Consider the following 18,948-nt stretch of genomic DNA (forward strand, 5'->3'; position numbering starts at 1 on the left):
GCAATCGCATACCGGCACCGTACTGCACCGATCCGACCGTCAGGCGACGTCGGCTGCTGCTTTCGTTTCCTCCTCGTTTGACGGGGCCGGCTTGTTCGGGATGAGCGCCGTGGCGATCAGGCCCACCACGACAAATCCGGCCGCAAGGTATCCGCCGAGTGTGATGCCGTGAGTCATCGCAGATTGGGCAGCGTCGGCGACGAAGGCAGTGTTCGGTGAACCGGCCAGCGAGTCGATGGCGGCGCCTGCGCTGTCGGTGACTGCCCGCGTCAACTGATCAGCCTGAGCTTGGTCGACACCGGATCCGGTGAGGTCGTTGTTCAGCGTCGAATTGAGAGTGCTGAAGAAGACCGTGGTGAGGACAGCGATGCCCAGTGCGGATCCGAGTTGGCGGAACGCGCTCTGAATGCCGGAGCCTTGACCGGCGCTCTGCTCGGGAATCTCCTCGAGCACCACGTTGGTCACCTGGGCAGTCGCAAAACCGACGCCGATTCCGTAGAAGAACAGCACTGCGGCGATAGTCCACCAGGGGCTGTCTGTCGCAGCGATGAATCCGAGGCCGGCGAGACCGAGCGCTTCGAGAGCCAGGCCGATACGGACCAAGCCCAACGGCGAGACCTTCGATGCCAGCCCGAAGCTCGCACCACTGGCGACAAAGCTGCCGATGGCAATGGGAACCAGCGCGAGCCCTGCCTGGAGGGCGCTGTATCCGAGCGTGAACTGGAGCCAGAGAGGAAGCACCGCAACGATTCCGAACTCGCCGAGTCCGATGATCAGCGTCGCGATGTTGCCGTTGCGGAACGACGAGATGGAGAACAACCGTACGTCCATCAGTGCCCGCGACGGATCGGCGCTGCGGGTGAGCATGGTTTGACGGTAGGCGAACGCACCGAGCGACAGAACGGCGAGAACCAGCGCCACCAGAACCGGCGACGGTCCGCTGGACCATGAAAGACCGAACAGATCGAAGGGTTCCTTCGTCGTCAGCCACCCGTACGTTCGTCCCTCGACGAGGCCGAAGGCCAGCAGGCCGAGCCCGGCGATGGACAGTGCTGCTCCGGTGGCGTCGATGCGCCCAGCGGTGCGGGGTGAGGGCGCGATGAACAGCACTGCGCCGATCAGAATGAGCGCAGCAAGCGGAATGTTGATCCCGAATGCCCAACGCCATGAGGCATGTTCGGCAAGCCAGCCGCCGAGCAATGGGCCGAGGGCGGATGCAGCGCCGATGGTGGAGCCCCAGACCGCGAAGGCCTGGCCGCGCGCCTTTCCGGTGAACATCGCGTTCAGAAGCGACAGTGACGTGGGCAGGATCATGGCCGCGCCGGCGCCCTGCAGGAAGCGCGCCAGGATGAGCAGACCGCCGTTCGGCGCCAGTCCGGCCAGCAGGCTCGTCGCGCCGAACACGATGACACCGGCAATGAAGATGCGACGAGCGCCGACCAGATCGGCAACTCTGCCGACCAATAGCAGAAGTGCCGCGAACACGATTGCGTAGGACTCTTGGATCCATTGGGCCTGAACGGAATTGATCCCGAGATCTTCGATGATCGAGGGAACTATGACGTTGACGATCGTGGTGTCGACGACGATCAGTGCCACGCCGAGTGCAATGGCGATCAGGCCCAACCACTTGCGGGTGGTGGGTGAGATGTTCACGAATAAACCTCCATTGTGAAGTAACTTTACAATGAAGGTATATTTGAGGCGGTAAGTTGTCAACGTGCGCGCTGGGCTCGACCGGCCGCCGTCTGGCACAGGAAAGGTGGGATCACCGAGGTGGAGGCACCGCGCGACATCTCCGTGGAGCGGGAGCGGCTGATGGACGAATTCCGCGCGTACGGTGGCACGTTCACCGAATTCAGCCATCGATTCGCGTCGTGGCTCGGCCTGCATTCCACCGACGCGACTGCCTTGATGGAAATCACCGCTGCCGAGGAGAAGGGGACGCCGCTCTCACCCGCCCGCCTCGGAGAGCGGATCTCGCTGACGTCGGGTGCAACCACCGCGTTGCTCAACCGCCTGGAGAAGGCGGGACATATCGTCCGGACCCGAGAGAATGCCGACCGGCGAGTGGTCACGCTGCACAGCAGTGCGCATGTGCAGGACCTGGCGGACGAGTTCTTCGGGCCCCTTGCCGTGCGACTCGACGCCATGATGGCGAAGTACCCGCCCGAACTGCTCAGTCGATTCGAGGAATTTCTCGTCGACCTTCACTCGACGATGAACGAACACCTCGAGCAGGACAACCGCTGAACAAAAAACGCCGCTCGACTCCGGAGAGTCGGGCGGCGTTCTTTGTGCCGGTGACGGCTACTTGCCGAGCTTGGCTTGCAGGTCGTCGAGAACCAGGCCGGCACCTGTCGGGCCGAGGCCCAGGAACCAGGTCTCGTCGCTCACCTCGGTGGCGCGTCCTTCCTTGACTGCGTCCATGCTGGCCCACAGCGGTCCGGCAACAACCGTGGTCTGGCCCGTGTCGGCGGGATTTCCGTAGCTGGAGTAGAAGATTCGGTCACCCTCCGCCTCGGTGATCGTTTCCGGGCTGACCTCGACGGCCAGTTCGTCGATGTCCTGGATCGCCGGGCGGGGCAGGCCGACGTCCTTCAAGATGACGCCGATGAACGACAGATTGCCGTACAGGCGCAGCTTCCCGGACATGAAACGAACCAGTGAAACGGTCGGGGAGCCGTCGATCGACTCACGTACCTTATCGGCGTGCTCTTGGTAGTCGTTGAGAACCTGCTCAGCCTTGGTCTCCTCGCCGAGTGCGTCACCGGCAAGGAGGAAGTTCTCCTTCCACGGAAAGCCGGGGCGGATGCTGAAGACCGTCGGAGCGATTGCCGCGAGTTGCGGGTAAAGCTTGTCCTGGCGCAGCTTGCTGCCGAGGATCAGATCGGGCTGCAGTGCGGTGATCGCCTCGAGGTTGAGGTTGTTGGTCGTGCCGACATCGGGGACACCGACCAACTTGTCCGCCAGGTACGACGGCTGACCGGCGGCGCTTTCCGGGCTGGCGATGCCGACCGGGGTGATCCCGAGCGAGAGAACCTCGTCGAGTTCACCGCTGTCGAGGACGACGACGCGGGTCGGCTTGGCCTCGAGGGTGGTCTCGCCCAGGGCATGGGTGATGGTGCGAGGGAACTCGCCTGGCGCGGCATCGCTGCCGAGCTTCGCGGTTTCCGTGTCGGCGGTGCTGAACAGCTTGCCGCCGGTCGCGACATCGGTGTTGCCGTTCGCGTTGCCGCCGGCGTCGGAAGAGCCGCAGGCCGTAGCGGCAAAAACAGTCGCCAAGGCAACCATGGCGACCCGGACCGACGTGCGGCTCCGGAGAGTGGTGCGTGAGTGCATTAGGCTACCCTACCTTTCGGCTATCGGGCTTGGTCAGGGAGGTATCCGCACCGTTGACGCCAGGTGAGCGGCGCGTCAGGTCTCGCTCAGCGGGACCGCTACGCAATTCGGACTACAGGGTGCGACCAACGTGTTAGCTTCGCGAAAGACCTGTACTGGTAAGCGAAGACGCGTGTAGTGAGGATTTCGATGACCCTGAACATTGCCGATCTGTTCGAGGCCGTTGCCGATGCGATCCCCGATCGAGTTCCCTTGATTCTGGAAGACGTGCGATTGAGCTACGCCGAACTCGAACTGCGATCGAACCGACTCGCTCATCACCTGCAGTCGGTGGGCGTCGAGCCTGGGCAGCACGTCGGTATTCACATGCGTAACTGCGTCGAGTACGTCGAAGCGCTCCTGGCTTGCTTGAAGATCAGAGCGGTACCGATCAACGTCAACTTCCGCTATACCGATGCAGAACTCCTGTACATCTACACCAACTCTCAAATGGTGGCACTGCTGGTCGAAGAGGAATTCGCGCCGACGGCATTGGCCGTGGTTCCGCAGTGTCCGGAGATCACCCACGTGTTGATCGTCGGCGAAGACTACGAGAACGCCCTTGCCGCGCAGACTGATACCCGCGACTTCGGCCCTCGCAGCAACGACGACCATTTCATCATCTACACCGGCGGCACAACCGGAATGCCCAAGGGTGTGGTGTGGCGGCACGAGGACTTCTTCTTTGCCGCCCTGTCCGGAGCGAACCTCAGCGGGCCGCCGCGTCGTAGCCTCGAAGAGGTTGTGGATGCAGCTGTAGCGAACACCAATCCAACTGTGCTGCTACTCATCCCGCCGCTCATGCATGGAGCCGCAATCTATTCACTGCTCACGGCATTCCTCATGGGAGCGCCCCGAGTGCTGACCCGCAGCTTCGATCCGATGGAAGTGTTGCGACTGGTCGAGGCCGAGAAGATCACCGGAATCACCGTCGTCGGCGACGCAATTGCTCGGCCGATCGCCGACGCCATCACCGCAAGCGAAGGGCGCTACGACCTTTCGACTCTCCAACTGATCGGGTCGGGTGGCGCGTTGTTCTCCCCGAACCTGAAAGCAGAACTGACAACCCGACTACCGGGGTTGGTGATCAAGGATGCATTCGGTGCTTCGGAATCCGGCAACGACGGCGTCGTCGAATTCGGTGAGGACGGTTCCAAGCGAATTCGATCCAACCCCAACATGATTCTTGTGGACGACGAATTCCGTCGCATCGAACCAGGCTCGGACACAGTCGGTTTCATCGCCCGGGCCGGCCATGTTCCTGTTGCCTACTTCGGCGACCCGGCCAAGACTGCTGCAACTTTTCCCGTCGTCGACGGGGTTCGTCTGGCGGTACTCGGGGACATGGGCACGATGGAAGCCGACGGAACCATCGTGCTGCTCGGGCGCGGTTCGATGTGCATCAACTCCGGCGGCGAGAAGGTCTACCCCGAAGAAGTGGAGCAGGCACTCAAAACTCACCCGGCAGTTTTCGACGCTTTGGTGGCGGGTGCGCCCGACACTCGATTCGGTGAGAAGGTCGCCGCGGTGGTGCAGGTTCGACCGGGATTCGAAGATGTTGCGACGGAATCATTGTCGGAGCATTGCCGCACCCACGTCGCCGGGTATAAGATCCCCCGCTCGATCGTGCTCGTACCAACCATCCTCCGCTCGCCCAGCGGTAAGGCCGACTACCGTTGGGCTCGCGAAACCGTAGCGGGAGCGTAAATCACCTTCCGGCACTTCGGACGACGCACCACTCGTTTCCCTCGGGATCCAGCAGCACCTGAAAGGTGCCGGCCGGGTCCTCCTGGACAGTGCCGACCCGAGTTGCGCCGAGGCGCTCGGCAGCTTCGGTCGCAGCGACGACGTCATCCACACTGACGTCGATGTGTAGACGATTCTTCGTCAGCTTGGATTCCGGTACACGTTGGAAGGCGAGGCGAGTCCATCCTGGAGGGTCGACAAACGCCCACTCCGCGCTCCGCTCCACCGGCTGCCCACCGAGGATTCCGGCCCAGAAGATCGCCAACTGGGCTGGTGCGGAGCAATCCACAACTACTTCATCGACCTGCCCGATCACCGGTTCACAGCTCCGCTGAATTCGGCTGTCACAGCTGCGCTCAATTCGGCTGTCACAGCTGCGCTCAATTCGGCTGTCACACCTGCGCTGAATTCGGCTGTCACAGCCAGGGCTCGATCGGCTTCTTCACCCACATGATCTTCTCGTCCGGATGCTCACGCCGAGCTTCGGGACGGTCTGGGTTGGCTGCTGCCCACACGGCTTTCTCGTCGAGCAGTCCGGCCGCGATCGTCCAGGTCTCCCGCGTGCTCGGCGGATTGGCGCCCGCCGCCCGCGCAAGCTTGCGCAGCCGATCGTCGGGCATGTCGAGCAACTCTGCACTACTGATATCGCGATCCCAGGCGAACTTGGCAAGACCGACAGCTTTCTCACGTCGGCTACGGCTCGCCATGTCGTTGTGCGCGAAGTCTGGTTCGGATGCCACGGCTTCACCTTATCGTCAACGAAATCGAGGCCCTCCCGCGTAAGCGGAAGGGCCTCGATTTCTGTTCTTCACTGTCGGGGTGGCGGGATTTGAACCCACGACCTCTTCGTCCCGAACGAAGCGCGCTACCAAGCTGCGCCACACCCCGTGTCGAACCTCGGTTAGCTTACATTACCGAGTCGACTGACATTAAATCCGCAGGTCAGTTGCGTAGAACCGACGCTGGAGACTCTGCGGAACTGTGTGCGGAGACATGTTCCGGTTCGCGCCTGGTCGCCGGAACCAAAGTCAGCAGAGTTGCCTCGGGGCGGCAGCAGAAGCGTGCCGGAGCCCACGGCGAAGTGCCGATGCCTGCTGAGACGTGCAGCTGGGTGTGTGCGCCCCACTTCGACGGTCCCTTGACCCGGGATCGGTCGATCTGGCAGTTGGTGACCAGCGCGCCGTAGAACGGAAGGCACAGCTGACCACCGTGCGTGTGGCCGGCGAGCACCAGGTCGTAGCCGTCGTCGGCGAACCGGTCGAGAACTCGAGGTTCGGGTGAGTGCGTCAGGCCGAGCTTGAGCTGGGCGACGGGATTGGGTGTTCCGGCGACGGTGTCGTAGCGATCGCGCTTCAGGTGCGGATCATCGACGCCGGCGGCAGCAATGCGAATACCGGCCACTTCGAGTTCGCGGCGCACGTGGGTCATGTCCAGCCATCCACGTTCGGTGAACGCGGCCCGCAGATCGCCCCAGGGGAGGGGATCCCCGGTGATGCGCTTGTCCTTGTTGAAGATGTAGCTCAGTGGATTCTTCGGTTTCGGAGCGAAGTAGTCGTTGCTGCCGAAGACGAACAGACCCGGCCGAGCCAACAGATCGCCGAGCGCCTGGACCACTGCCGGGACGCTGCGCTGATGCGACAAGTTGTCGCCGGTGTTGACCACGAGGTCGGGGTCGAGGCCTTCGAGCTCACGCAACCAATTCTGTTTCAACCGTTGGTTCGGCATCATGTGCAGGTCGCTGAGATGGAGGACCCGCAGCGACGACGAACCGGGCGCCAGGACTGGCATCGTCACCTCACGCAGTGCAAATGCATTGCGTTCGATGCCGGATGCGTACCCGATCCCTAGTGCAGCGGCGCCCGCGGCACCAAGTGCGGTGCGGGTCAGATTGGTGCGGAACTGGGAAGACACCTCTCAAGGATACGGGTGTGGCGTTCTTCTGCGTCGCTCTCGCCGCCTTTTACAGCTATTCCACAGAGAATTGTGTCCGGGCGGAGGTAACTATCGGCACGCTCGAAACGCCGAGCGCGTAGCGTTTCCACCATGTCCGACACGACACCATCGCTCAAAGCCACCCTCCGAACCGACATGGTTGCATCCATGAAGGCGAAGGATCCGCTACGTACAGCCACCCTTCGGATGCTCATGGCAGCCATCCAGACCGAAGAGGTTGCCGGTAAGGAAGCACGGGTCCTCACCGACGAAGAAATCATCAAAGTCCTTGCAAAGGAATCGAAGAAGCGCGGCGAATCGGCCGAGATCTACACCGAGAACGGCCGCGGTGAACTTGCCGCGAAAGAGCGCGCCGAAGCTCAGATCATCGACGAGTACCTGCCGACGCCGTTGACCGACGCCGAACTCGTCGACGTCGTCGACACCGCCCTCGCTCAGGTGTCCGAGGAGCTCGGTGAGCGTCCGGGTATGCGTCAGATGGGCCAGGTCATCAAGGCCGCCAGCGCGCTGGCCAAGGGCAAGGCCGATGGCGCACGTATCTCTGCAGCAGTGAAGTCCCGCTTGTAGAAGCGCGCCACCGGAAACCGAAAACGGCCGCGAACTCCGAGTCACTCGGAGATCGCGGCCGTTCTTGTTTTCAGAGCCGTCAGTTTTCAGGGCCGTCAGTTCGGTGGGGTCCCCGCAGGCGGTGCGGGTTCGCCTCCCGGCGGAGTCGCATCCGGGGGAGTCGCGCCCGGTGCCGGAGCTGCTGGAGCTGCCGGGGATGCGGGTGCTGCCGGAGCCCTTACGGACCCGTCACTGATGTAGATCGTGACGGTCGAACCCGGGATCGCGGACCCGGACGGCGAAACTCCGGTGACCGTTCCCGCGCGTGCTCCGGACGCCGTGGTCACGGAATTGACCGTGAAGCCGGACGCCTGCAACCTCGACGTCGCCGCCGACTGGCTCAGGCCGACAACCTCGGGAACCTGGCCGTTCTGTGATCCCCGTGCGTACTTCTCGTCGATCGGAGGCAGCGAGGTGGGCCCGAAGTTGTTGGCGACCGGGTTCATTGCCGCGAACCAGGATCTCGCCGGTTCGGTACCGCCGTACAGGTTGCCGCTGTAGCAGGGGCGTAGCGGGCTCGAGCAGATCTCGCCGGGTGTCGGGGAGTCGCCGAAGATGTAGACGGCCGCAGCGAGGTTGTTGGTGAAGCCGAGGAACGCCGAGGACTTGTGGGTCTCGGTGGTACCCGTCTTGCCCGACATCGGCAGGCTCCATCCGGCGCTGCTCGCGGCACCGGCAGACGTACCGGCGCCGACGTCGTCACGGCTCATGGCGTTGGCGAGTGTGTCTGCCAAGCCGGGCTCGACGACCTGCTCACAGCCCTGCTCGGTGACGGCCACCGGCTTGCCGTAGCGGTCGAAGACCGAATCGATGGGACTCGGCGGGCACCACTTGCCGTGCGAGGCGAGAGTGGCCGCGACGTTGGAGAGTTCGAGCGGGTTGATCCAGGTGGGGCCGAGGGTGAACGAACCGAGGTTTTGTTCCTTCTGGAAGTCGGCCATGCTGCGCTCGTCGAAGCCCGAGGTGTTGGGATCGGCGTACGAGCGCATGCCGAGACGGACAGCCATGTCGACGGTCGGCGTGACGCCGGTCGCCTCGATGAGCTTGACGAAAGCGGTGTTTGGGGACTGTGCCAGGGCGTCGGTCACGGACAGCGTCGGCGGATAGTTGCCGGCGTTCTCCACGCAGTACGTCGAGACCGGGCAGCCTGCCGCACCACCGCTACCCATGCCCTTGGCTTCGAAGCGCTTGGGCACGTCGAGGGTCGCGTTGATGCCGAGGCCCTTCTCCATCGCCGCAGCGGTCGTGAAGATCTTGAAGACGGAACCCGCACCGTCACCGGCAAGGGAGTACGGCTGCGCCTGGACGGTTTCGTCGGCGTCGGCATTGAGTCCGTACGTGCGACTGCTGGCCATCGCGATGACCTTGTGTGAATCCTGGCCCGGCCTGATCACGTTCATCACGTTCGCGATGCCGTCGAGGTTGGCGCTCGCGTTCGCGTTCAGTCCGGCCTTGGTGGACGCCTGGACCTGCGGATCGAGAGTGGTCTTGATGAGGTAACCACCCTCGTTGATCTGGTCGCGGGTGATTCCGGCATCCGAGAGGTACTTCAGTGCGTAATCACAGAAGAATCCGCGATCGCCTGCAGCGATGCAGCCGCGCGGCAAGTTGTTGGGGGTTTCGAGGACGCCGAGGGGCTCTTCCTTGGCTGCACGGAACTCGTCGGCACGATCCGGAATGTTCGTGATCATGGTGTCGAGCACGGTGTTACGACGCTCGGTCACGCCCTCGACGTTCGTGTACGGGTTCAGCGCGGAGCTGGACTGAACCATGCCGGCCAGCATCGCGGACTGCGGAACGGTCAGATCTGCGGCGTCGACGCCGAAGTAGGTCTGAGCCGCGTCCTGAATGCCGAAGGATCCGTTGCCGAACGGTACGAGGTTGAGGTACCGGGTGAGGATCTCGTCTTTCGTGAGTTCCTTGTCCAGCGTCAGCGCCATCCGGATCTCGCGGATCTTTCGGGCCGGGGTGGTCTCGATGGCAGCGCGGCGCTCGGCATCCGTCTTGGCCACGACCAACAGTTGGTAGTTCTTCACATACTGCTGATCGAGTGTCGACGCGCCCTGCTGCACTTCACCGGTCGTCGTGTTGGTGAGGAAGGCGCGCAGCGTTCCCTGCCAGTCGACGCCCTTGTGGTCGGGGAACCGGCGGTCCTCGATGGAGACGATCGCCAACTTCATGTTGTTGGAGATCTTCTCGCTCGGGACTTCGAAGCGTCGTTGGTCGTACAGCCAGGCAATGGGATTGCCTGCCGCATCGACCATGGTGGACACCGCGGGGACCGTGCCTTCGACCAGTTCGGCCGAGACGTTGTCGACGGTATCGGCAGCGCGATTGGACGCGAATCCGAATCCGCCGGCCACCGGGAACATCACCCCTGCGACCAGGACACCCGCCAATGCGGAGCTTCCGGCGAGCTTCGCCACTGTTTTTGCAATCGACACGATCTACAGAGTACGTGTGCCCACCCATTGGAACCGGTTTCAGTGTTTTGCGGGTGTTCAAAACCTCCTGAACACGCGCTTTGTACTGCCGTACCAAAAAATGCTCCCGACCGTCTTGCGTTAGGGGCGTTCTTTACCTAAATTGTGATCAGTGTGATCGACGTAACACTCGATCACGAATGTGTCTCAGCTTTCACGTGCTACCGCGAGACGGCTGAGATGGTGCGCTGCTCGCCTCATGGCGACGGTCAGACTTTGTAGAGGGGACCCAGAATGTACACAGCCACCCCGAGTAGCCGTTTGGACATCGAGCAGGCCGAGGCACGAATTGCCTGGGTAACTCAGGCGCGATGCCGCGAGGTCGATCCCGACCAACTTTTTGTTCGTGGCGCCGCACAGCGCAAGGCAGCCACCATCTGCCGTCACTGCCCGGTCCTCATGCAGTGCGGAGCAGATGCTCTCGACAACCGTGTCGAGTTCGGTGTGTGGGGCGGAATGACCGAACGTCAGCGCCGTGCACTGCTCAAGCAGCACCCCGACGTCGACTCCTGGTCCGAGTTCTTCGAAGACCAGCGCCAGCATCACTCAGCAGTCTGATCCAGGTCGATCGGGGGATCAGCCCTTACGAGTGAGCTGATCTCCCACCGCGCGCAGCGCCTCGAGGTCCGAGACCTCGAACGGTAGCGACGGAACACCGATCAGCGGCACCTTCGGGTGAGCTGCGGTGAATCGACTCAGCAAGGCGATTTCTCGCTTCGCGATCACTGCCCGATGGGCATGGATGCGGAGAACGGCTGCGGTGAGGGCCTCGGCCTCGGTCGCATTTTCCTTCGCTTCCAGTTTGTCGGCGGCGGTCACCGCATGATCGGCAGGCAGAGCCGTCAACGTCGGGTGAGTGCGGTTGAGAACCAGACCGGCCAACGGCATCGAGTCACCCGCAAGGCGATCGACGAAGAACGCCGCCTCACGGAGAGCGTCGGGCTCGGCCGCTGCGATCACCAGGAAATGAGTCCCCGGCTGACGCAGCAACTCGTAGGTCTTCGTGGCGCGTTCACGGAAACCGCCGAACATCGAGTCGAGCGACTGCACGAATGCCGATGCATCCGAAAGCATTTGGCTTCCCACGATGGTCGAGACACCCTTCAGAGCCAATCCCATCGCGCCGGCCACGAGCCTGGTCAGGCCACGGCCGGGTGCCGAGAGCAGCCGGATCATCCGTCCGTCGAGGAATGTTCCGAGCCTCTGTGGAGCGTCGAGGAAGTCGAGCGCATTGCGCGACGGCGGGGTATCGACGATCACCAGATCCCACGCGTCGTTCGACGCCAGCTGCCCCAACTTCTCCATCGCCATGTACTCCTGCGTTCCGGAGAACGACGTGGCAACGGTTTGGTAAAAGGGATTCGCCAGGATCTGCTCGGCCTTCTCAGGGCTCGAATGCTCGATGACCATCTCGTCGAAAGTCCGACGCATGTTCAGCATCATCGCGTGGAGTTCGCCCGTGGCCTCGGGACCCAGCTTCACCGGCTGCGGAGTGTTGTCGAGTTCGGCCACACCCAAGGCCTGTGCGAGGCGACGGGCCGGATCGATGGTGAGGACGACTACGCGTCGGCCCTCTTCGGCTGCCCGCAACGCCAGCGACGCAGCCGTCGTGGTCTTGCCGACGCCACCTGCGCCGCAACACACCACGATTCGGGCCGTCGGGTCCTTGATGATCGCCGAAATATCGAGGGCAGGAGCTGCGCGTCGGCCGGTCCTGGAACTGCCGACCGTCACGTTCTCGGTGGTCTCGGTCATCACACGCCCTGTTCCGTGAGGTATTCGGCCAGCTCGTAGAGCCCACCGAGATCGACGCCGTCGGCGAGTGCGGGAAGTTGCACCCGCGCGCCGTCGATCTCGCGGAGCTTCTCCGCACTGGATTCTTGAGCTTCGAGCACCGACGCGTGCTCGATCGTCTCGGTGAGCAGGCCGGCGAAGTCGTCGTCGGACAGATCGATGCCGACATCGGAGAGCGTCGACCGGATCGAAGCTGCATCGATGTTGCCGGCTGCAGCACCGGAGAGTTGGTCTTCGGGCAAGAACCTCGGGCTGGCGCGGTTGACGATGATGGCACCGAGGTTGAGGTCGTCACGCGCCAGTTCTGCGGCGGCGTCGGCGGTTTCCTGAACGGGCAGCGCTTCGAGAAGCGCAACAAGATGTACGACGGTCTCCGGCGAGTGCAGCAGCCGAACGACGCCTTCACTCTGCGAATGCACCGGGCCGCCCTTGGCGAGGTCGGCCATCGCCTTGGTGACGTCGAGGAAGCTGCCGATCCGCCCGGTCGGGGGAGCATCGACGACAACGGCGTCGTACACGCGTTTGCCGGTTCGATCGGTGCGGATGACGCACTCCTTGATCTTGCCGGTGAGCAGAACGTCGCGAAGGCCTGGAGCGATTGTGGTGGCGAATTCGATGGCGCCGAACTTACGCATCGCCCGGCCGGCGAAGCCGAGGTTGTAGAACATTTCGAGGTATTCGAGGAACGCGGTCTCGATGTCGACGGCCAGAGCCATCACTTCACCGCCACCTTCGGCGGCCGCGACCTTGGTCTCCTGCGGTGGAAGCGGTGGTACGTCGAAGAGCTGCGCGATTCCCTGGCGGCCCTCGACCTCCACGAGGAGAACGCGCTTGCCGCCTTCGGCCAACGCGAGCGCCAACGCGGCGGCAACCGTGGACTTACCGGTTCCGCCTTTACCTGACACAAAGTGCAGGCGGGCCTTCGTCGCAGACTCGGGCCAGGTCCTGCTCAGCTCATCTTGGGATGCAACCACACCGCGAGCCTATAAGTCTGGGGCCGAAGATGTACGCGGGATAGGCTCACCGCATGAGCGAAATAACTTCCTGGGAATACACCGTGACTCCGTTGCTGGTCCACAATCCGAAGGCAATTCTCGACAACTGGGGTGTCGACGGCTGGGAACTCGTCGCCGTCCTGCCGAGCGCGTCGGGCGAGCAGCACGTCGCGTACATGAAGCGTCCGAAGGGCTGAATCACATGGCAGAGGCAACACAGACCTGGTCGGAGCGTCTCGCCGAACTGGGCATTGCACTTCCCGCCGTCGCGGCACCCGTCGCTGCTTACGTTCCCGCGGTTCGCAGCGGCAACCACGTGTACACGTCGGGTCAGCTCCCGTTCGTCGACGGAAAACTGGCGCTGACCGGCAAGCTCGGCGCGGGCGTGTCGGATGAGGACGCCAAGGCCGCGGCTCGCACCTGCGCGCTCAACGCTCTTGCTGCCATCGACGCCCTGGTCGGCATCGACAACGTCGTTCGCGTCGTCAAGGTTGTCGGCTTCGTGGCATCCGCCGAAGGATTCACCGGCCAGCCCGGCGTGATCAACGGCGCATCCGAGTTCCTCGGCGAGGTGCTCGGCGACGCCGGTATCCACGCCCGTTCGGCAGTCGGCGTGGCAGAACTTCCCCTCGGCTCACCCGTCGAGGTGGAACTGATCGTCGAAGTTCGCTGATGTCGACGGTCCATCCCGCCTACGCGCAGCTACGCCGCGTCACCGACATCGCTTCGGTCTTGCTCGAGAACAACCCGGGCATGATGACGCTGGACGGTACGAACACTTGGATTCTGCATGCTCCGGGCAGCGTCGAGTGTGTTGTCGTCGATCCAGGCGACAACGACGAGGAACACCTGCAACGTGTCGCTGGTATCGGTCCGGTAGCGCTGACCTTGATCACGCACCGGCACTACGACCACACCGGCGGGGTGGACCGTTTCCACGAATTGACTTCGGCTCCAGTGCGTTCCGTCGACCCTACTTTTCTTCGCGGGGGCGCTTCGGCGCTTGTCGACGGTGAAGTGATCGAGGTAGCGGGCCTGAAGTTGCGGATCCTCGCGACGCCGGGCCATACCGCGGATTCGGTGTCGATAGTCATCGAGAACGATGCGAGCGTGCTGACGGGCGACACCATTCTCGGCCGCGGCACGGCAGTTCTCGACGACTCCGACGGCGATCTGGGGGACTACCTCACCTCGCTGCGATCGCTGGCCGCACTCGGCGAAGGACTGACGGTTCTTCCCGGGCACGGTCCGGACCTACCCGATCTGCAGGCGATTTCGCAGCAGTACCTCGCCCACCGCGAGGAGCGTCTGGATCAGGTGCGGGCTGCTCTGTCGACGTTGGGCGAGTCTGCCTCGGTGCGCGACGTAGTCGAGCACGTCTACTCCGACGTCGACCCGAAGCTGTGGCCGGTCGCGGAGAAATCCGTCAACGTGCAGTTGGCGTATCTGCGACGCTGAGGCGCTCGGCGCCGACACGAAGAGCTGAGTTGTGTGGCCGAACTGCCGCCATCTATGCCGATCGAGGTATAGCTGGCGGCAGTTTTTGCATTTGTTTGATATGGGTAACGGCCCAATAGTTAGTCCATGACCTCACAATGCGACGGATGGATCCGCAATTACGTGGACGGCTCCTATGTCGAACCCGACGAGTCGTCGAGCTTCGATCAGGTCGACCCAGCAACGGGCCGTGTTCTCGCCCGGGTCCACGAGGCCGACAAGGCCCTGGTCGATCGGGCCGTGACCTCTGCCAGACGTGCTCTGGACAACGGTTGGGCCGATACGCCGGTTCGAGAGCGGACGGCTCTGCTGCGACGCGCTGCCGACCGGATCGAGGAGCGATTCGAAGAGTTCGTCGCCGCAGAGATGGCGGACACCGGCAAGCCGATCACGCAGGCACGCGAACTCGACGTCGCGCGCGCCCTGACGAACTTCCGCACCTTCGCCGACATCGTCGCCGCGGCGGGACAGGAATCGTTTGTCACGGATCTCGCGGGCGGCAAGCAGGCGCTGAACTACGCGATCCGCAAGCCGCTCGGCGTCGTCGCCGTGATCGTTCCGTGGAACCTGCCGCTGCTTCTCCTGACCTGGAAGGTTGCGCCCGCGCTCGCGTGCGGAAACTCCGTGGTGGTCAAACCTTCCGAGGAGACCCCGGCGACTGCGTCGTTGCTGGCCGAGGTGCTCGAAGAGGTCGGCCTGCCTGCCGGCGTCTACAACGTCGTCCATGGATTCGGTGCGAACTCGGCCGGCGAGTTCCTCACCACGCACCCCGGTATCGACGGGGTCACCTTCACCGGATCTTCGGCAACGGGTTCGCATGTCATGAAAACCGTTGCGCCGCGAGTCCGTCCGGTCTCGTTCGAGCTCGGCGGCAAGAACGCCGCGATCGTCTTCGACGACGTCGACATCGACGAAGCTCTGACGGGCCTGACCAAATCGGTGTTCACCAATACCGGCCAGGTCTGCCTGTGCACCGAGCGGGTGTACGTGCACCGCAGTATTTTCGACGACATCGCCGGTGGACTCGTCGAGCGGGCAGCAGGATTGCGTCTGGGCGACCCGACGCTCGATGCAACGACGACCGGACCGCTCATTTCGCAGGCGCATCGGAAGAAGGTTCTCGACTACTTCGAGATCGCCGAGCAGGAAGGCGCGAAAGTGCTGACCGGCGGCGGTATTCCGGACCTCGGACAGGAACTGTCGGGCGGATCCTGGATCGAACCCACCCTGTGGACAGGCTTGACCAACAAGGATCGCGTCGTGCGCGAGGAGATCTTCGGACCCGTCGCAGCACTCATTCCGTTCGAGACCGAAGCCGAGGCGATCGCCCTGGCAAACGACACCGAGTACGGCCTCGCTGCCTCTGTGTGGACCAACGACCTGCGCCGCGGACACCGCGTCGCGCAGAAGATGAACGTCGGAATCTCCTGGGTCAACACGTGGTTCACCCGCGAACTGCGATCTCCCTTCGGCGGTATGGGCCTGTCCGGCATCGGACGTGAGGGCGGCGAGTCCTCGCTGCACTTCTACACCGAACCGACGAATGTATGTGTGCAACTGTGAACATCGAAACCGCAAAAGTTTTCCAGAAATGAGCGAGGCGTGATGACAGCCCCCGAAGACACCGTATCCGCGCTCGCGCGTCGCCTCGACGACGCTGCGCAGACTCGCACCGACACCCCGAGCCTCGCCGACGAATACACCATCGACATCGACGAGGCCTACCGGATCCAGAACGAACTCCTCGAACGGCGGACCAGCCGTGGCGAATCGATTGTGGGTATCAAGCTCGGTTTCACAAGCCAAGCGAAGATGGCGCAGATGGGTGTCTCCGAAGTGATCGTCGGTCAGTTGACCGACGCGATGTGCGTGAGCAACGGCGGCGAAGTCGACCTGAGGACGTTCATTCATCCCAAGATCGAACCCGAAGTGGCATACCGCCTGTCGAAGGACGTCGATCTCGACGATCCGAACGTCGACATCGAAACCTGCGTCGACGCGCTGGCTCCCGCAATGGAGATCATCGACTCGCGGTACCGCGACTTCCGCTTCACCTACACCGACGTCGTCGCTGACAACACCAGCGCTGCCGGGTACGTGATCGGGAGGTGGCTGCCGCTACAGAACGTCGAAGACCGTTCCGTACGTATGGAAGTCGGCGGTGAGACGGTAGTCGGGTCCACGTCGGCCATTCTCGGCGATCCGGCGCGCGCTTTGCATGCACTGCTCGACATCGCCCGCCGACGCCGAATCCCGTTGCGCGCCGGGCAGGTAATTCTGGCCGGTGCCGCCACAGCAGCTGTGCGACTCGACGAGGGCGTCGCACAGTGCACGATCGACGGACTCGGAACCGTCACGGTGAAAGGTGTGAAGCGATGAGTGGGGCGCAGGTCATCGAGAGGCTGGCGAAGCCGCGCGGAAAGTTCCCCCACGTCAAGGTGGTCGGCGATTTCGTCTATGTCTCCGGGACTAGTTCGCGTCGGCCCGACAACACGTTTGTCGGCGTCGCGGTCGACGAGATGGGAACCACGGCGCTCGACATTCGGGCGCAGACGCGTGCCGTCATCGAGAACATCGCGGCGATTCTCGCCGAAGTGGGTGGAGAACTGAGTGATCTGGTTCAGGTCACCTCCTACCTGGTGTCGATGAACGACTTCGGCGGATACAACGAGGTGTATGCCGAACTGTTCGACGAAAACGGTCCGACGAGAACGACTGTGGCTGTTCACCAGCTGCCCCACCCTCACCTGCTCATCGAAATTTCCGGCGTGGCGTACGTGCCCGCCTCCCGACGCACGGCGTCCGAAGATACGGAGAATGCATCATGACCACGATTCCTCCCGTCATCGACTTCAAGAAGTGGATCGACGACAACCGCCACCTCCTGCAGCCGCCCGTCAACAATCAGACGATGGCGCTCGGAGACGATTTCATCGTGCAGGTCGTCGGCGGCCCCAACCAGCGGACCGACTACCACCTCGATCCGTACGAGGAGTGGTTCTACCAGCTCGAAGGCGACATCCACGTCAATGTCATGACCGAAGACGGTCCTCAGCGCGTCGACATTCGCGAGGGTGAAACTTGGTTGCTGCCAGGAGACATTCCGCATTCGCCGCAGCGTCCCACCGCGGGCTCGATCGGCCTGGTCATCGAACGCGTCCGCAAGGAAGGCACGCTCGAGAAGTTCCAGTGGTACTGCCTCGAATGTGATCACAAGATTCACGAGGTCGAACTTCAGGTGCGCGACATCGTGGCCGACCTTCCGCCGGTGTTCGTCAAGTTCTACGAGAGCGAAGAAGCCCGCACGTGTGACAAGTGCGGCACGCTCCATCCCGGCAAGGGCTGAGCTATGAGCAACCTGATCGACATCCACACCCACTACGTGCCCAACGGGTGGCCGGATCTGACCGAAGACGCGGGGCCGCAAGCGCCGTGGCTGAAGGTCGAGTCGGAAACCGAAGCAATGATCATGATGGGCACCAAGGAGTTCCGTCGCATCCAATCCGATGCCTGGGACGCCGAGGTGCGGCTTCGGGACATGGATGCCGACGGCGTGCAGACGCAGGTCGTCTCACCTACTCCGGCGTTCTTCAACTACGGCCGGAGCGGTGAGCAGGCAAGTCGCATTGCACGGATCTTCAACGACCTCGCACTCGAGATCGTGGAGCCGGCGAAGGATCGGTTGATTCCGTTCTGCCAGGTGCCTCTGCAAGACACCGACGCAGCGTGCCGTGAGTTGGAGCGGTGCATCGCGAACGGGCACCGCGGTGTCGAGATCGGCAATCATGTCGGCGATCTGGACCTCGACAGCGAGGGCGTGGTGACGTTCCTGCAGTACTGCGCGTCGCTGGACGTGCCGGTATTCGTGCACCCGTGGGACATGGCCAACTCTCCGCGCCTCGATCGCTGGATGGCGCAGTGGCTCACTGCGATGCCGGCCGAAACGCACCTGTCGATACTCGCACTGATTCTCGGTGGGGTGTTCGACAAGATCGACGATCGTCTCAAGATCGGATTTGCGCACGGTGGTGGATCTTTCGCGTTCTGGTTGGGACGGATGGAAAACGCCTGGCACGGCCGCAACGACATCATCGGTACGTCGCAGTTCCCGCCTTCGCACTACCTGGGAAGGTTCTACGTGGATTCCGTCGTCTTCGACGAGCGTGCGCTGCGACTGTTGGTGGACACGGTGGGGGGGGACCGTGTGATGGTGGGTAGTGATTACCCGTACCCCTTGGGGGAGCGTCCGGTCGGTGAGGTGGTTCGCAAGAGTGAGTTCTTGGACGATACTGCGCGCCAACTGATTTCGCGGGGGAATGCCGAACGCTTCCTGGGTCTCGTCTGAGGCCCCGGCTATACCTTTTCCGGTATGGCGGACGGTGAATTCGGCATTTGTGAGTCATGTCTCGAGCGAGCACAATTCCAAACACAACGATCGACGACGCTCGTGATACCGACAATCCCGAAGACGGGGTCGGTGACTACAGACTTCA

20 protein-coding genes and 1 tRNA gene are annotated in these 18,948 nt (G+C 62.9%); 12 read left to right on the top strand and 9 right to left on the bottom strand.

Annotation, left to right across the window (positions count from 1 at the left end):
- Positions 1 to 39: 39 nt before the first annotated feature.
- Entirely contained in the window at positions 40 to 1,656 is a 1,617-nt protein-coding gene (locus tag ABH939_RS26475; RefSeq protein ID WP_058227113.1) for a DHA2 family efflux MFS transporter permease subunit, read from the bottom strand.
- 120 nt (positions 1,657 to 1,776) lie between these two features.
- Between ABH939_RS26475 and ABH939_RS26480 the strand changes: the two genes are divergently transcribed.
- On the top strand, positions 1,777 to 2,253 hold the full coding sequence (locus ABH939_RS26480; protein WP_003943458.1) for a MarR family winged helix-turn-helix transcriptional regulator: 477 nt from the start codon (positions 1,777 to 1,779) through the stop codon (positions 2,251 to 2,253).
- Between the two features lie 57 nt (positions 2,254 to 2,310).
- Here the strand turns inward: ABH939_RS26480 and ABH939_RS26485 are convergent, their stop codons facing one another.
- The gene (locus tag ABH939_RS26485) at positions 2,311 to 3,342 is read right to left on the bottom strand and encodes an ABC transporter substrate-binding protein (protein ID WP_003943522.1); all 1,032 of its coding nucleotides are present in this window, start codon (positions 3,340 to 3,342) and stop codon (positions 2,311 to 2,313) included.
- A 189-nt stretch (positions 3,343 to 3,531) separates the two neighbouring features.
- Between ABH939_RS26485 and ABH939_RS26490 the strand changes: the two genes are divergently transcribed.
- On the top strand, positions 3,532 to 5,088 hold the full coding sequence (locus ABH939_RS26490; protein WP_007732369.1) for an acyl-CoA synthetase: 1,557 nt from the start codon (positions 3,532 to 3,534) through the stop codon (positions 5,086 to 5,088).
- 1 nt (position 5,089) lies between these two features.
- On the opposite strand, the gene ABH939_RS26495 is transcribed toward ABH939_RS26490, so the two are convergent.
- The 4 genes from ABH939_RS26495 to ABH939_RS26510 form a co-directional block, all read right to left on the bottom strand.
- Complete coding sequence (locus ABH939_RS26495) at positions 5,090 to 5,443, bottom strand: VOC family protein (protein WP_058227115.1); 354 nt, start codon at positions 5,441 to 5,443, stop codon at positions 5,090 to 5,092.
- A 100-nt stretch (positions 5,444 to 5,543) separates the two neighbouring features.
- Positions 5,544 to 5,867: a hypothetical protein gene (locus ABH939_RS26500; protein WP_003943496.1), complete on the bottom strand. Its 324-nt coding sequence runs from the start codon at positions 5,865 to 5,867 to the stop codon at positions 5,544 to 5,546.
- Positions 5,868 to 5,941: 74 nt separating this feature from the next.
- Positions 5,942 to 6,015: transfer RNA gene (locus ABH939_RS26505), tRNA-Pro, on the bottom strand.
- A 54-nt stretch (positions 6,016 to 6,069) separates the two neighbouring features.
- The gene (locus tag ABH939_RS26510; protein ID WP_003943461.1) at positions 6,070 to 7,038 is read right to left on the bottom strand and encodes a metallophosphoesterase; all 969 of its coding nucleotides are present in this window, start codon (positions 7,036 to 7,038) and stop codon (positions 6,070 to 6,072) included.
- A gap of 132 nt (positions 7,039 to 7,170) precedes the next feature.
- Here ABH939_RS26510 and ABH939_RS26515 point away from each other — a divergent pair, with 132 nt between their 5' ends.
- Positions 7,171 to 7,647, top strand: coding sequence for a GatB/YqeY domain-containing protein (locus tag ABH939_RS26515; RefSeq protein WP_003943491.1), 477 nt, complete (start codon positions 7,171 to 7,173; stop codon positions 7,645 to 7,647).
- A 95-nt stretch (positions 7,648 to 7,742) separates the two neighbouring features.
- Here the strand turns inward: ABH939_RS26515 and ABH939_RS26520 are convergent, their stop codons facing one another.
- On the bottom strand, positions 7,743 to 10,112 hold the full coding sequence (locus tag ABH939_RS26520; protein ID WP_003943525.1) for a transglycosylase domain-containing protein: 2,370 nt from the start codon (positions 10,110 to 10,112) through the stop codon (positions 7,743 to 7,745).
- A gap of 291 nt (positions 10,113 to 10,403) precedes the next feature.
- On the opposite strand from ABH939_RS26520, the gene ABH939_RS26525 reads away from it, so the two are divergent.
- Positions 10,404 to 10,727 (top strand): WhiB family transcriptional regulator, encoded by a 324-nt coding sequence (locus tag ABH939_RS26525; RefSeq protein ID WP_007732375.1) that lies wholly within the window; start codon positions 10,404 to 10,406, stop codon positions 10,725 to 10,727.
- A gap of 18 nt (positions 10,728 to 10,745) precedes the next feature.
- On the opposite strand, the gene ABH939_RS26530 is transcribed toward ABH939_RS26525, so the two are convergent.
- Positions 10,746 to 11,924 (bottom strand): ArsA family ATPase, encoded by a 1,179-nt coding sequence (locus ABH939_RS26530; RefSeq protein WP_277377880.1) that lies wholly within the window; start codon positions 11,922 to 11,924, stop codon positions 10,746 to 10,748.
- Entirely contained in the window at positions 11,924 to 12,937 is a 1,014-nt protein-coding gene (locus ABH939_RS26535) for an ArsA-related P-loop ATPase (RefSeq protein ID WP_037130910.1), read from the bottom strand. The genes ABH939_RS26530 and ABH939_RS26535 overlap by 1 nt, the downstream gene beginning before the upstream one ends.
- A 53-nt stretch (positions 12,938 to 12,990) precedes the next feature.
- Between ABH939_RS26535 and ABH939_RS26540 the strand changes: the two genes are divergently transcribed.
- The 8 genes from ABH939_RS26540 (at position 12,991) to ABH939_RS26575 (ending at position 18,800) form a co-directional block, all read left to right on the top strand.
- A complete protein-coding gene (locus tag ABH939_RS26540; RefSeq protein WP_003943454.1) occupies positions 12,991 to 13,155 on the top strand; it encodes a hypothetical protein in 165 nt (54 codons plus the stop codon).
- A gap of 5 nt (positions 13,156 to 13,160) precedes the next feature.
- Complete coding sequence (locus tag ABH939_RS26545; RefSeq protein WP_003943508.1) at positions 13,161 to 13,631, top strand: RidA family protein; 471 nt, start codon at positions 13,161 to 13,163, stop codon at positions 13,629 to 13,631.
- On the top strand, positions 13,631 to 14,416 hold the full coding sequence (locus tag ABH939_RS26550) for an MBL fold metallo-hydrolase (RefSeq protein ID WP_007732381.1): 786 nt from the start codon (positions 13,631 to 13,633) through the stop codon (positions 14,414 to 14,416). The genes ABH939_RS26545 and ABH939_RS26550 overlap by 1 nt, the downstream gene beginning before the upstream one ends.
- Before the next feature lie 126 nt (positions 14,417 to 14,542).
- The gene (locus tag ABH939_RS26555) at positions 14,543 to 16,018 is read left to right on the top strand and encodes a 2-hydroxymuconic semialdehyde dehydrogenase (RefSeq protein WP_020905966.1); all 1,476 of its coding nucleotides are present in this window, start codon (positions 14,543 to 14,545) and stop codon (positions 16,016 to 16,018) included.
- Positions 16,019 to 16,060: 42 nt separating this feature from the next.
- Complete coding sequence (locus tag ABH939_RS26560; protein WP_042950503.1) at positions 16,061 to 16,834, top strand: 2-keto-4-pentenoate hydratase; 774 nt, start codon at positions 16,061 to 16,063, stop codon at positions 16,832 to 16,834.
- Positions 16,831 to 17,283 carry a RidA family protein gene (locus tag ABH939_RS26565; RefSeq protein WP_218695416.1) on the top strand — a complete coding sequence of 151 codons (453 nt, stop codon included), beginning with the start codon at positions 16,831 to 16,833 and terminating at the stop codon, positions 17,281 to 17,283. The genes ABH939_RS26560 and ABH939_RS26565 overlap by 4 nt, the downstream gene beginning before the upstream one ends.
- The gene (locus ABH939_RS26570) at positions 17,280 to 17,801 is read left to right on the top strand and encodes a 3-hydroxyanthranilate 3,4-dioxygenase (RefSeq protein WP_003943511.1); all 522 of its coding nucleotides are present in this window, start codon (positions 17,280 to 17,282) and stop codon (positions 17,799 to 17,801) included. The genes ABH939_RS26565 and ABH939_RS26570 overlap by 4 nt, the downstream gene beginning before the upstream one ends.
- Before the next feature lie 3 nt (positions 17,802 to 17,804).
- Positions 17,805 to 18,800, top strand: a complete 996-nt coding sequence (locus tag ABH939_RS26575) for an amidohydrolase family protein (protein ID WP_404650389.1) — start codon at positions 17,805 to 17,807, stop codon at positions 18,798 to 18,800.
- The last annotated feature ends 148 nt before the right edge of the window (positions 18,801 to 18,948 follow it).

It is taken from the genome of Rhodococcus sp. 27YEA6 (assembly GCF_044908235.1).
Classification (GTDB): Bacteria; Actinomycetota; Actinomycetes; order Mycobacteriales; family Mycobacteriaceae; genus Rhodococcus_F; species Rhodococcus_F qingshengii.